The sequence below is a fragment of the Hymenobacter terricola genome (assembly GCF_017921975.2).
Lineage (GTDB): Bacteria > Bacteroidota > Bacteroidia > Cytophagales > Hymenobacteraceae > Hymenobacter > Hymenobacter terricola.
In genome coordinates this window covers 296,876-309,789 of record NZ_JAGEMO020000007.1, presented here as the reverse complement: position 1 = coordinate 309,789, position 12,914 = coordinate 296,876, and the positions used below count along the sequence as shown (strand labels likewise).

Annotated in this window: 11 protein-coding genes; 4 read left to right on the top strand and 7 right to left on the bottom strand. The window is 62.2% G+C overall.

Annotated elements, in window-relative coordinates; translation table 11 throughout:
• Positions 1-118: 118 nt before the first annotated feature.
• The 6 genes from J4G38_RS08030 to J4G38_RS08000 all read right to left on the bottom strand — a co-directional run bounded on the left by J4G38_RS08030 (position 119) and on the right by J4G38_RS08000 (position 7,811).
• Positions 119-3,580 carry a SusC/RagA family TonB-linked outer membrane protein gene (locus tag J4G38_RS08030; protein ID WP_210513695.1) on the bottom strand — a complete coding sequence of 1,154 codons (3,462 nt, stop codon included), beginning with the start codon at positions 3,578-3,580 and terminating at the stop codon, positions 119-121.
• Between the two features lie 64 nt (positions 3,581-3,644).
• Positions 3,645-4,715 (bottom strand): FecR family protein, encoded by a 1,071-nt coding sequence (locus J4G38_RS08025; protein WP_210513696.1) that lies wholly within the window; start codon positions 4,713-4,715, stop codon positions 3,645-3,647.
• Between the two features lie 194 nt (positions 4,716-4,909).
• Positions 4,910-5,491, bottom strand: a complete 582-nt coding sequence (locus J4G38_RS08020) for an RNA polymerase sigma factor (RefSeq protein ID WP_210513697.1) — start codon at positions 5,489-5,491, stop codon at positions 4,910-4,912.
• A 321-nt stretch (positions 5,492-5,812) separates the two neighbouring features.
• Positions 5,813-6,241 (bottom strand): CsbD family protein, encoded by a 429-nt coding sequence (locus tag J4G38_RS28945; protein WP_317198184.1) that lies wholly within the window; start codon positions 6,239-6,241, stop codon positions 5,813-5,815.
• A 148-nt stretch (positions 6,242-6,389) separates the two neighbouring features.
• Positions 6,390-7,004 carry a hypothetical protein gene (locus J4G38_RS08005; protein ID WP_210513698.1) on the bottom strand — a complete coding sequence of 205 codons (615 nt, stop codon included), beginning with the start codon at positions 7,002-7,004 and terminating at the stop codon, positions 6,390-6,392.
• A gap of 30 nt (positions 7,005-7,034) precedes the next feature.
• On the bottom strand, positions 7,035-7,811 hold the full coding sequence (locus J4G38_RS08000) for a hypothetical protein (RefSeq protein ID WP_210513699.1): 777 nt from the start codon (positions 7,809-7,811) through the stop codon (positions 7,035-7,037).
• A gap of 194 nt (positions 7,812-8,005) precedes the next feature.
• Here J4G38_RS08000 and J4G38_RS07995 point away from each other — a divergent pair, with 194 nt between their 5' ends.
• On the top strand, positions 8,006-9,580 hold the full coding sequence (locus J4G38_RS07995) for a hypothetical protein (RefSeq protein WP_210513700.1): 1,575 nt from the start codon (positions 8,006-8,008) through the stop codon (positions 9,578-9,580).
• Between the two features lie 60 nt (positions 9,581-9,640).
• Here J4G38_RS07995 and J4G38_RS07990 read toward each other — a convergent pair whose 3' ends face one another.
• Positions 9,641-10,072, bottom strand: coding sequence for a hypothetical protein (locus tag J4G38_RS07990; protein WP_210513701.1), 432 nt, complete (start codon positions 10,070-10,072; stop codon positions 9,641-9,643).
• Between the two features lie 166 nt (positions 10,073-10,238).
• Here J4G38_RS07990 and J4G38_RS07985 point away from each other — a divergent pair, with 166 nt between their 5' ends.
• The 3 genes from J4G38_RS07985 (at position 10,239) to J4G38_RS07975 (ending at position 12,892) form a co-directional block, all read left to right on the top strand.
• Positions 10,239-10,640 carry a hypothetical protein gene (locus J4G38_RS07985; protein ID WP_210513702.1) on the top strand — a complete coding sequence of 134 codons (402 nt, stop codon included), beginning with the start codon at positions 10,239-10,241 and terminating at the stop codon, positions 10,638-10,640.
• Between the two features lie 135 nt (positions 10,641-10,775).
• Entirely contained in the window at positions 10,776-11,792 is a 1,017-nt protein-coding gene (locus tag J4G38_RS07980) for a hypothetical protein (RefSeq protein WP_210513703.1), read from the top strand.
• Positions 11,793-11,887: 95 nt separating this feature from the next.
• The gene (locus J4G38_RS07975; RefSeq protein ID WP_210513704.1) at positions 11,888-12,892 is read left to right on the top strand and encodes a DUF3089 domain-containing protein; all 1,005 of its coding nucleotides are present in this window, start codon (positions 11,888-11,890) and stop codon (positions 12,890-12,892) included.
• Positions 12,893-12,914: the final 22 nt, after the last annotated feature.

The following is a 12,914-nucleotide window of genomic DNA, read 5'->3' as shown; positions in this document are numbered from 1 at the left end:
GCGTGTGGTAGTAATTCAATCATTGCAGCGGGTTTGATTGGTGGTGGCAAGCGAGATGCTTCGACTCCACTCTGCTCTGCATGACGTTCTTGTTTTCTGTTCGGACAATCAAAATCAGCTAAAAGCCCGCGTTGATGCCCACCGTGAAGGTGCGCGCCGAGGGGTAAGTCCCGAAGTCGATGCCCGTGGCCCGCACGCCGTCGCCCAGCGAGTTGCTGTTGGTGCCCTGCTCGGGGTCGAGGCCGGTGTACTTGGTGAATGTGAGCAGGTTCTGCACGCTGGCGTAGAGGCGCACCGAGGAGATGTGCACGGGCGCCAGCAGCTTATCGCCGAAGGTGTAGCCCAGCTGCACGTTCTTGAGCCGCAGGTAGGAGCCCGATTCGAGGAAGCGGTCGGAGGGCTGCTTGTTGTTGGTGGCGCCGGTCCACGACAGGCGCGGGTACACGTTGGTGCTGCCCTCGCCGGTCCAGTAGTTGGTGGCGGCCCGCTCGGTCAGGTTGAAGGCCCGGTAAAAGCCTTCAATGTCGGTGTTGACCTGGTTGTAAATCTTGTTGCCGGAGATGCCCTGGAAGAAGACGCTCAAATCGAGGTGCTTGTAGCGCACGTTGGCGGTCAGGCCGTAGGTGAGCGTCGGAATCGGGCTGCCCACGAAGGTGCGGTCGTAGCCGTCAATGATGCCGTCGGGCACGCCGTCCGGCCCGCTGATGTCCTTAAATTTCACGTCGCCCGGCTTGATGCCCGGCCCCTGGTAGGCGTGGGTGAAAACTTCCTGCGCATTCTGGAAAATACCCTCCGTCTGGAGCAGGTAGAACGAGCCGATGGGGTGGCCCACGGCGGTGAGCGTGGCGTAGTAGTTGTTATCGATGCGCCCGCCCACAATTGGCGCGGCACTGCCGAGCGACACCACTTCGTTACTGAGCGTGGCCATGTTGCCCGTCACCCCAAAGCTCCAGTCCTTGCCGATGGAGTTGCGGTACGACAGTTCCACTTCCAGGCCCTTGTTGCGGATTTTGCCGGCGTTCACGGCCGGGTTGCCGCCGGCCCCGGCGCTGCTGGGCTGCGGCAGAAACAGCAGCACATTCGACGTATTCTTGATGAAATAGTCCACCGTGAGCTGCAAAGCACCTTTCAGCAGGCCCATATCGAGGCCCACGTCGGTCTGGGTGCTGGTTTCCCAGCGGATGTTCGGGTTGCCCTTGGTTACGATGCTCAGGCCCTGGGTCGACACCCCGCCGAACGGATAATAGCCGGTGTTGCTTATCAGCGAGGCATACGGATAGTTGCCGATAGCCGAGTTGCCAAGCTGGCCCACGCTGGCCCGCACTTTGAGCAGCGAAAAGGCCGAGAAGTTCTGCATAAAGCCTTCCTGGGCCAGGTTCCAGCCCACTGAGCCCGAATAAAAGCTTTGCGCCCGCTGCCCCGGCAAGAATTGCGACGAGGCATCGCGCCGGAAGTTGAAGCTGGCCAGGTACCGTTCCTTATAGCTGTAGCCCAGCCGCCCAAACGCCGAGAGCAGCGACGAGTGCGACTGGCCCCCGCCGTTCTGCTGGATGCCGGTGCCGGCGTCGAGGTACTGGAACGTGGCCGACTGGTCGACGTAGCCCCGGCGCGAGGCCGAAATGGCTTTGATGTTATTCTTAATGGCCTCCGTGCCCACCAGAATGTTGAACATGCTCTCGCCCACCGGCAGGTCGTAGGTGGCGGTGTTGGTCCAGTTGTAGTTGAATTCGTTGGTGTTGGACTGGGCCAGCTGCGGCGGCGAGTTGAACGAGCGGTCGATGCCGAACGTCTTGAAAAACTGCTTGTAATCGGTGATGCGGAAGGTGATGCCGTAGTCGGAGCGGATGCGCAGGTGCTCCACCGGCGTAAAATCCACGTAGCCGTTGCCCAAAATGGAGTAGGCGTTGAAGTTGCGGTCGGCCGCATCGGCCAAAGCCACCGGGTTGATGCCGTCGCCGAAAAAGGCCGACGTCAGCACGCCGTTCGATTTCGGCAAATCCACGAACTGGCCCTGGTCGTTGTAAACCGGCGTGGCCGGCGTCCGGAACAGGGCGTAGCGCACGATGCTGGCCCCCGGGTTGCCGTCGCCAAACCCGTCGCCGGAGGTGCCCACCTGCCGGGTTTTGGCATAGGAAAGGTTGGCGTTGGTGCCCACCTTGAAGTATTTCGACAGCGTGCTGTTCACCGCCGTGCGCAGGTTGTAGCGGTCGTACGACGAGTTCTGAATCAAGCCGTCCTGCTTCAGGTAGCTGCCCGACACGATGTACTGCGAGTTTTCGCCGCCACCGCTCACGTCGGCCTGCACGTTGTACTGCTGGGCGGGCTTCAGCACTTCCTTCAGCCAGTTCACATCGGGCAGCGTGGCGGCCAGCGCGGGGGTAATCTGGTCGCGGCCGTCGTTCACCGCCGCCACGTTGTAGGCGTTCACGTACTGGCTGGTGTTGGCCATTTTGATGAGGTTGGCCGCCGTTTGCACCCCGCTATAGGCGCTCACGCTCAGCCGGGGCTTGCCCGATTTGCCGCGCTTCGTGGTCACAATCACCACTCCGTTCGAGGCCCGCGCCCCGTACGTAGCCGCCGCCGCCGCATCCTTTATAATGTTGATGCTCTCAATATCATTGGGCGAAATCTGGTTGATGCCGTCCTTGGTCGGCACACCGTCGATGATGTAAAGTGGGTCGTTATCGTTGATGGTCCCCACGCCACGAATGCGCACTGCAATGTTCTCGCCGGGTGCGCCGGTGGCCTGCGTAATGGCCACTCCGGCTGCTTTACCCTGCATAATCTGGGCTACGCCCGTCACCGGAATGCTGCCAATGTCACGCTGATTAATTTGCGAAACTGCCCCCGTCAGGTCAGTTTTTTTCTGGCTGTAGTAGCCTAACACCACCACTTCCTCCAGGGCTTTCACGTCGGTTTGCAGGGCCACATTCACTTGCGTGCGCCCTTGCAGCGGTACTTCCTGCGTTACGAAGCCGATGGCGGAAATAACCAGCGTTCCGTCGGCATCAGGTAGACTGAGGGAGAAATTGCCCTCCGCATCGGTGGTGGTGCCGTTGGTGGTGTTTTTCACCAGCACCGTCACCCCCGGAATGGGCGCTTTGTCGGGCCCAACCACCTGGCCCCGAACCGTTACGGGCACCGGGCTGATGGCGCCGGCCATTTCCCAGCCCGCCACGCTGGGCCCGCTGCCCGCCCCAATCGATTGCAGGCTGGGGCTGGAAGATTTTGGCCCCGAGATGACGTACACGTTGCGGTCGGTTTTCTCCACGCGCAGGCCGCTCACCGTCACGGCATACGTCAGCTTATCTTCCCAGCTGCGGAAGCTCAGAGCCTCAATGTTGACGAATTTATCTTTGATTAAGTCGCTGCGGTACAGGAAATAAGCGTGGTGCGCAACTTTAAATTCCTGCAGAATGCTTTCCAGCGAAGTGCCCCGGGCGCCCGGCCGGTTCGTCGTCGGCTCGGGCTGCTGCGTGGACTTGAGCTGCGCTACCAGCGGGCTTTGAGCCCGGGCCGCGCACAGGCTTCCGGCCAACACCAGCGGGAGCAGCTTTAGCGAGTGAGTAAACAGTGCCATAGGTGGGAATTCTAGGGTGAAGAGCAGGGCAAAGCGGCCCGAACAGGCCTTCAATAGCAAGTAATCAGTCGAGCCGCACCCGGTTGCCCTCGCGATGCACGCTGACATCCAGGGATTTGCCGAAGGCGTTCAGCAGCGCGTCCACGTCGTGGTTGGGCACCGAGCCCGTCAGCTTCTGCTGCCGCAGGGCCGGGTCACGCACCGAAATCCGGAGGCCGTAGGTGTCCTCCAACAGGGTGATAATTTCCGAAACCGGCGTATTGTCGAAATCCAGGTGTCCGGTGGTCCAGGCGGCATACAGCTCGGCATTCACGGGGCGCTTGGCCAGGGGCGCCTGGGCCTCAGCCGGGCGGTATTCCACCAGCTCGCCGGGCTTCATCAGCAGCTCTTCGGTGCGGCCGGCCAACTGATGGCGCAGCTGCACCTGACCCGATTTCAGGATGACATTCGTCCGGCCCGGCCGGTTCAGCACGTCGAACTGCGTGCCCAGCACCGCCACGTCCAGCGGCCCGGCGTGCACCGTGAATTTCACATTGGCCGGGGCCGCTGTCACCGCTTTCAATTGCGCCGGCGCCGTGTGTTGAACATTAAAAAATGCCTCGCCCGTCAGCCATACCTCCCGGGCCTGGCCCGGCTGCCAGGCCGTGGCCAGCTTCAGTACGGAGTTGGCATTCAGGGTCACGCGGGAGCCGTCGGGCAGCGTCACCTGGCGATGTTCGCCGCTGTGGGTGGCATAGCTGGTCCAGGCTGCGGCCGTGGTGGGTGCGGCGGCGCGCTGCCACAGGCCGAGGCCGGCGCAACCCAATACCACGGCAGCCCCGGCGGCGCTGGCCCAACGGCGGGCGCGCCGGCCCACGCGCAAGGCCGGCTGGGCGCGGGGCGCTACGGGTGGGTGCATGCTGTGCCACAGCTTGGCGGCTTCTATCTGCTTCAGGGCCTCGGGCAGGGGCAGCGGCTGGCGGGTGGCCAGCAACTCCAACACCGCCACGGCATCATTAAACTCAGTTTCTTTGGCCGGGTGCTGCGCTATCCACGTCTGCCAGAACTGCACGGCGGCGGGGTCGGTCCCAACCACAAACGATTGAAACGACTCGTCAGCCAAAAAATCCTCGGTCGAGTAAACAGCGTATTTCATAAGCAGATAGCGAACGGGCGGGCGGCTCTGTGCCGCGTTTGCGCGGCGCGGCGGGTAGTCGCTGGCAGCCCCGTTCATATCCATCACGGCCGATGCGGCCGTTTATACTCATTCCTCGCAAAACTTTTTTTATAAAAGGCAGCAGGCAGACCGTTCCGGTCGGGCTCGTTGGGGCATCGCCAGCGGCGCCACCTTCAGTTGGCCAGCAGGAAAAGCAGGGCCAGCGCCGCCACCAGGACCTTGCGCAAGGTCTTCAACGCATTGAAAATCAAATTGCGAACCGACTGGGTGTTGAGCGACATCACCTCGGCGATGCGCTCGTAGGAAAACCCGTCGAAAAACTTCAGGTACAGGGCTTCCCGTTGGCGCTTCGAGAGCTGGTTGAGGGCGGCCAGCAGCCGGGCACTCTGCTCGGCATCGCCCTGCTGGGCAATCAGAAACTCCTCGTGCGAATACGTGACTTCGAACGAATCGGTGTAGTTGGGCAGCAGGTGCCGGTGCTGCAACAGCTTGGTTTCGTCGCCCAGGTGGCGGCGCAGGGCTTTGAACAGGTAGGCCTTCACTACCTGCACGGCGCGCAGGCCCTCGCGCCGCCGCCACAGCTTTTGAAACAGGTTCTGAATGCAGTCTTTCACCAGCTCCTCGTCGCCGGTCAGCTTCAGCCCGTAGTGGTACAAGGCGTCGTAATACATTTCGAACAGCGCGGCCAGGGCCCGGGCTTCGCCCCCGCGAAAGGTTTCCCAAAGCTGCGCGCTGTTCTCGTCGGCTTCGGTCATGGCTGTAAAGGGCGTGCGGAATTAAAAGTAGCGGCCGAAACGGGATGGACCCCTGACCACTACACTGGCGAAAGGTTGTTACCGGGCGCTAAGGTATGCGGTTTGCTCACGCATTGGGACGTGGGAAAAATGATAAAAAATTACTGTTAGACCCAAGTTTGCTGTTGCGCCAGTACCCAAGGCCGGGCGAAGGCAAACCGGGAAGCAAAAGAAGAAAAAGGAACCACAAAAAAGCCCCTCCTGGTAACAGGAGGGGCTTTTGATGATGAAATAGCGGCGTGTGGATTAGGAAGGCGCCTTATTTCATCGGGAAAAGTCGGGTTAGAACGTGCGGCTGAACCAGGACTTGATGTCGTCCACGGCGTGGCCGGTTTTCTCTTGCAGCTTGCCGAACCATTCGTCCTGCTTGCCTTCTTCGTAGTTCAGGTCGTCGTCGGTGAGGTTGCCCCACTTCTGCTTGGCCTGGCCTTTAATCTGGTTCCAGTCGCCGCGCGCCCGCAGCTCGGTGCCCTTGCTCGAAGCCGTGGCGTTGTCGGTTTTGTCGTTGAACCAGTTCTTGATGTCATCAATCTTCTGGCCGGTTTTCTGCTGGAGCTTGCCGAACCATTCGTCCTGCTTGCCTTCGTCATAGGTCAGGTCATCATCAGTCAGGCCGGCCCATTTCTGCTTAGCCTGGCCCTTAATGTCGTTCCAGTTGCCGCGAGCCCGGAGCTCGGTACTGTCGCCGATGTTATTATTGTTGAGGTCCATAGTTGAAAAGGATTAGGGAAGGAAATGTGGGCGGGAAGGTTTGAAATTATGGGCCTTGTACGCACTCGCTTTTGGTATCGTTTACGCTCCGGCGGGAATGCCAGAATTTTGCACACCGGCTCGCTGCTGCCCGTCATTCAGGTGGCGGCTAGTGAGCGTTGGCCAGAAGTGATGCAAACAGCACCACCCATGCGGCCGTGCCCACGCCGTAGCCGGCCCACGCCCGGCCGCGCTTGCGGCGCTGGGCTTCCTGGCGGTAAGCCTCGCCATAAAATGCGTCGGCCAGCAGCGCGGGGTGCGGGGCTCCCAGGTTGCGCTCTGCCACCCGATGCGGGGCTATCACGGCCGGTGCCACCAGTCCAAACACGGGCCCGCCATACAGCGTAGCTCCCAACGAGCCCCAGAACGCGGCATGGTCGGTGTATCCGTGGGTGGCATCCCGCTGCGCCAGGGTGCGGCGTCCAGTTTCGCTCAGGCCCGGCAGCGGGCCGGGGGCAGTGGGGGCGTTGGCCGGGGCCGGGTGCAGCACCTCGCGGGTGCCATTGGCGTAGCGCACCAGGAACACGTCGGCAACGGCCAGGGGCAGGGTGTCGGCCCCGGTCGGGGGCAGGTAGCGTAGCTCCAGGGGCGTGATGGTGAGCACGCGGCCAGATACTTCCGTGCCGTCGGTGCGCAGAATGACATCAGTGGCCGGTGTTTGCGCCCGGGCCGGGCTGGCCCCGGCTGCCAGCAGCACCAGGAGCAGTAGTCGTATTCTTTGCATCACGGGGCAGAATAAAATCAGCAGCATGGCCTAGCGATGGCGGGCGTTGAAGCCCAGCAGCAGGCTGACGCGGGCGCCGCCGTTGCCGGGCACGACGGCCAGATTCACCGGGAAGTTGATGCCGTTGGAGCGGAACGAGGTGCCCACGGCCAGCACGATGTCGGCTCCCAGCGGGGTCACGTTGGGCCCGAGGCCGAATTCAAACCCTTTGGCCCCGCGAATTCCAATCAGCCCGCTGATGCTCGGGATAAACTGGCCCTGCTCCAGGCCGCCCACCAGCGGCACAAATTCGGCCAGCCCGCTCAGCCCATTGGGCATCCGGAACAGGCGCGTTTCAAACTGCCAGCCAAACTGCGTAAGAAAGGGGTTGAGGCTGGGCAGGTGCTCGTGGGCTTTGTCCAGCACGCCACTCGTGAGCACGGTAAAGCCGATGCGAGGGCCGTCGAGGTGAATGGGTTCTTCCAGAATCGCGTCGTCGGGCGACTGGTTGTTGACCGTGGGAACCTCGCGCGGAAAGACGGTTTGCCCGGCCGTGGCCGGCATTGGGGCGCCGGGGGCGGCCGGCGCGGCATTGAGCATTTCCTTGGTGCCGTTGGCGTAGCGAATCATAAACACCTCCGTCTTCCACACGCTGATGAGCGGCCCATCGGGATTGTCGGTGCGGCGGTAGCGCACCTCGGCGGGCGTGATTTCAACCACCTTCACGGCCACTTCCTCGCCGTTGCGCTTGGTGAGTAAATCCTGGGCGCGGGCCGGGCCGGCCAGCAGCGCCAGCAGGGGCAATAATAAGAGTAGGCGTGCAAACATGGGTCAGGGGGCTAAGGGTGAATTTCTGACCAAAGATGATGCGGGCCGGAACCGTTTTTCAACTGTACTTTGCAGATTATTCGACCTTTGTCAACAAGGTTTATTGCTGCCAATTGCCTGATTTTCAGAATTGAATACAGAAAATAAAGGATATTAAAATTGATATTCAATAGGCCTCGCCGCTCCGCCCCGTTATGGACGACCTTCGCACGACCCTGCTTACCCTCAGCCCCGACGACCGGCGCGACTTCGGCCGGTTCATCCAGCGGCAGCGCCGCAAGGCCACCGGCCGCCTCGACTCGCACCTCTACGAGTTGCTGGTGCAGGCCAAAGAGCTGAAGCCGGAGCAGCTCGTCGCCAGGCTCTACCCCGACGAGGCCAACCCCGTGGCTTACTACGCGCTGCGCAAGCGCCTCATGCGCCATCTCACCGACTACTTGCTGCTGCGCCAGCGCCAGCTCGACACCACGGCCGCGGCCACAGTGCGCGGCCAGCTTACCCTAGCCCAGTACCTGTTCGAGGCCGGCATTCCGCGCCTGGCCTGGAACACGCTGCGCAAAGCCGAAAAGCTGGCCCGCGAAAACGAGCAGTACGAGCCGCTGAATGCCGTGTACAACCTCCAGATTCAGCACGCCGACTCGCCCCACGCCGTGCCCCTCGACGAAATAATTGCCCGCTACCGCCTCAACAAGAAGGCCGCCGGCGAAGAGGAGCGCGCCAACATTGCCGACAGCCTGCTGCGCCAGCGCCTGCGCGAAACCCGCGTGCGCGGCCGGGCCGCCGTGCCCGTCGATGCCATTCTGCAAAATATTCTGACCGAGTACGACCTGCAGGAAGCCTTCGCCCGCTCGCCCTCGCTCCTGAGCCGGCTCATGTCCATTGCCCGCAGCGCCATGCTGATACGCCGCGATTTCACCACCTTCGCGGCCTTTATCGAGCGGTGCTACAAGCTGATGGAGCGCCGCCACGGCTTCGCGCCGGCCCAGCGCGGGCACCAGCTGCGGCTGCTCTACATGCTGGCCCATGCGCTCTACCGCTCGCGCCGCTTTGCCGAGTCGGTGGCGTATCTGGAAAAAGGCCACGCCATTATGAATGCCGGCCCGGCCCGCCAATTCGGCGAGTTCGAGCCGCGCTTCACGTTTTTGCTGGCGGCCAACTACGCCTTCCTGCGCCGCAACGCCGAAAGCATTTGCCTGCTCGAAAAAGCGCTGCACGGCCCCAAACCCCTCGCCCTCGCCGACGACCTCACGGCCCGTTTCCAGCTCACGTTTCACTACTTCGCCGAAGGCAAAATTGCCAAAGCCAACCAGGCCCTGCTCGGCCTCGCCCGCACCGACCACTGGCTGGAACAGCACCTGGGCCTGGAGTGGATGCTGAACCGCAACATCGGCGAAACCCTCATCCAGGCCGAGCTGGGCAATACCGAGCTGGCCCTCAGCCGCCTCCGCGCCACCGAGCGCGTGCTGCGCGAGCAGTTTCCCGCCGTGCCCGCCAACGCCGCCGACGCCATCGAGGCTGTGCCCGTGGGCGGCCCGTACTACGCGGTGCTCGTGTTCCTGGCCCTGGTGGGCGAGGTGATTGAGGACCCGGCCGCGGCCCGCCAGCCTGAGTTTATGGCCCGCGTGGCCCACGTCCCCGCCTTCCTCACCCAGGAGCGCGAAGATTTGCAGGTGGTGAGCTTCTACGCTTGGCTGCGTGCCCGCGTGCTGGGCCGCCCGTACTACGACGTGCTGCTGGAGCTGGCCCACGCCTACACCACCACCGAATAAACTCAAAAAAGGCCCGTGTGCAGCTGCACACGGGCCTTTTTAGCAATGAAACCGGCTGAATTACTTCTTGGCGGCTTCTTTCATGTTCTCTTTGGTTTGCGCGGCCGACTTGGCAGCGGCAGCACCCATGGCGTCCATTTTGGCCCCGGCGGCGTTCATTTTAGCATCCATCTTAGCCCCGGCGGCATCCATTTTGGCGTCCATTTTAGCCCCGGCGGCGTCCATTTTGGCGCCGGCTTCTTCCATCTTGGCGTCCATTTTGGCACCAGCGTCCTTAGCGCCCTCTTTCATGTTGGCCGAGGCGTTGTCAACGGCGGCACCGGCGGCGGCACCAGCCTCGGCGGCAGTGGTAGCGCTGCTGTCCGTGGTCACGGTGGCGGTGGTGCCTTCGGGCGTGGTCGAGGTTTCGGTGGTGGTTTTGGTTTGCTCGCAGGCGGTGGCGGTCAGGGCTACGGCGGCGGCAACAAACAAGGCTTTAACGGAGATTTTCATGGGTTCAATTAAGTTAGGTGAGATGTGCCCTTAATCAACTAAGGCCAAAAAGGTAACCCGCCCGCTGATGGCGCGGCCGTATCTTCCGGTCTGAAAATAGCCGGACTAACTTTTTGGGGCCGGCGTGAGTATAGCCATTTTGCATCTTTCTTTTTTTCGCATTCCCATGGATTCCACTGCTAATACTCCGCAAACGCCCGCCACTCCCGAAGTGCCCATGGCCGTGAGCGACCAGCAAAATACCGCCCTTCTCGACGATACGCTCACCTTTCTCACCGCCAGCACGCCCACCAATTCCGGCCCCCAGGGCATTACCGAAATTGAGCGGTGGACGGCCGTTCTCGCCGCGTCGGAACGTCCGGGCCTGGCCAAAATCAAGCAGGAGCTCGGCCAACTCAGCACCTTGCTCGCCGATGCCAAAACGCCCGCCCACGACATCGCTGAAATTCTCGCCAGCCTCGGGGCCGAAACCGCCAAAGTAGCCGAAGAAGCCGGCGGCGACTACAGCGCCCCGCTCGTGAACCTGAGCAAATTGCTCATCAAAGCGGGCAATACGCTGTCGCGGTAATCCCCACCGCTTCGGCTCCGCATCTTCCGTAACCATTGTAGCGCGAACTTTGTAGTTCGCGTCCCCGCGCTGCCAGGGCCAATCCCGGCCAGCGCGTGGCGACGCGAACAACAACGCTCGCGCTACTGCTTTTTTATGCCCCAGCTCACCCCCGCCGACCTCATTCCCTACGACCCGTTCGACGGCATGCGGTTCGGCCCCGATACCTGCTTCCTCAGCGGCCAGCCCGTGGGCCCCGACGATACCGTGCCCGTGTTCGCCGACTGGCTGCAAGCCCGCTACGGCATCGCCGACCGCCCCATTCACCTGCTCGACCAGCGCACCGTCCTCATCCGCGACCTTCGCCTGCCCGCCAGCCCCGCTGCCCGCCAGCGTATTCAGGAGTTGGAGAGTAGGGTAGAGGCCGCGGCCTTGCAAGGCCCCGCTGCCCTCCGCGCCCTCGGCGACGACACGCTGTTCCTCTGGATGGGCAAAATGTTCTACGGCATCTTTATCACCGAGCTGCTGAACGAGTTCGAGCCGCTGATAAAACCCAAGTATCCGCTGGCTGAGAACGCGGCTTTGGTCCGCCGCTTCCAGGCATTTTTCCAGCTGCTGCAAGGCCTGCGCGTGCCCACCGAGTACGCCGATTTCGTGCCCGGCTCCGTGTTCGTCCTCGAAGCCGACCCCACCGAGGATGTTACGCCTTTCGAATACGACGACGACCTGAACACGCTCGTTTTCAGCATTAAGCTCGACAAATCCGTGCTGGTTGCCTGTCTGGTCGACATCGGCCTTGTGGGCCAGGCCATGCGCAAGGTGTACGCCGATGCCCAGCGCCCCCTGCACCCCGTCCAGATTGCCGAGTTTAAGGCCCGTGTGTACTACGCCGCTCATCTGCTGCACGTCGTGCCCGACCTTTACCCGCGCCACCCGCGCCCCGGCGATACCAAATTAGTATTCGATGCCCTTATCGATGACGTCACCGGCGCCATCTTCAACCCCTGGGAAAACAGCGCCTACACCCAGGCCCTGGCCGAGATGTGGCAGCGCTGGCATATCACCCTCGCCGACGTAGTAACCAACCCCGCCGAGCCGCTGAGCTTGCTCTACAACCCCGACGGAAGCCCCCGCGAGTTGAAATCGTGGCCCTCAGTTTCAAGAGAAGCTTAAGCAGCATGAGCAACTCCGAAAAAGTGCATCCGGCTCCCCCTCTCTTTTGGAGAGGGGGTTGGGGGGTGAGGTTATCCGTCTGGTTAGTAACACTCTTGCTTTCCCTCACCAGCTGCCTCAACCTCCTCAAGCCCCGTCACGATTTCGTGGCCTATAGTTCTGCGCCCGGCCCCGATTATGCCCAGGATAGCCTCTGGGCCGCCCTGCCCACCCGGCTCGATTCTGCCGACCTTGTCCCCAAAAACTCCGGCCTCCACGACGAGCAAGCCACCGCCGCCGCCGACGTTTTCTTCATTCACCCCACTACCTACTACTGGCGCAAAGCCTGGAACGCCGACCTCAGCAAGGAAAAGCTGAACCGCTACACCGACAAAAGCACCATCCGCCATCAAGCCAGCGCCTTCAATGCCGCCGGCCGCATCTACGCCCCGCGCTACCGCCAGGCCACCCTCTATTCCTTCTTCGACGAAGAAACTACCAACGGCCAGGCCGCCCTCGACCTCGCCTACGCCGACGTCCGCACCGCCTTCCAATACTACCTCGCTCACTACAACCAGGGCCGGCCCATCATCATCGCCGGCCACAGCCAGGGCACCGCCCACGCCACCCGCCTCCTCCACGAGTTTTTCGACAACGACCGCAAACTGCGCCGCCAGCTCGTGGCCGCCTACCTCATCGGCTTCAAGGTGAAGCCCAACGAGTACCAGACCATCAGTCCCTGCGCCGATTCCCTCGCCACTGGCTGCTTCATTACCTACAACACCGTTGCCACCGGCAACGACTACGCGCCCTTCCGTCCCTTCGCCGTCACCAATCCCCTCACCTGGACGCTCGACACCCTGCTCGCCCCCGCCGCCCTCAACCGCGGCGGCGTCAGTCAGGATTTCAAGCGCATCGACCCGCAGGTAACCGATGCCAAAGTCCACCAGGGCCTGCTCTGGATAACCCCGCCCAAGCCCGGCGGCTACCCGCGCTTCCTGCTCCCCGGCCGCCCTGAGTTGCGCCACTCCTTCCACATCGCCGATTATGGCCTGTTCTACATGAACATCCGCGAGAACGCCAAGGCACGGGTGCGGGCCTGGCAACGAATAAACCGGTAAACTTGCCGATACAAGTTTGCTT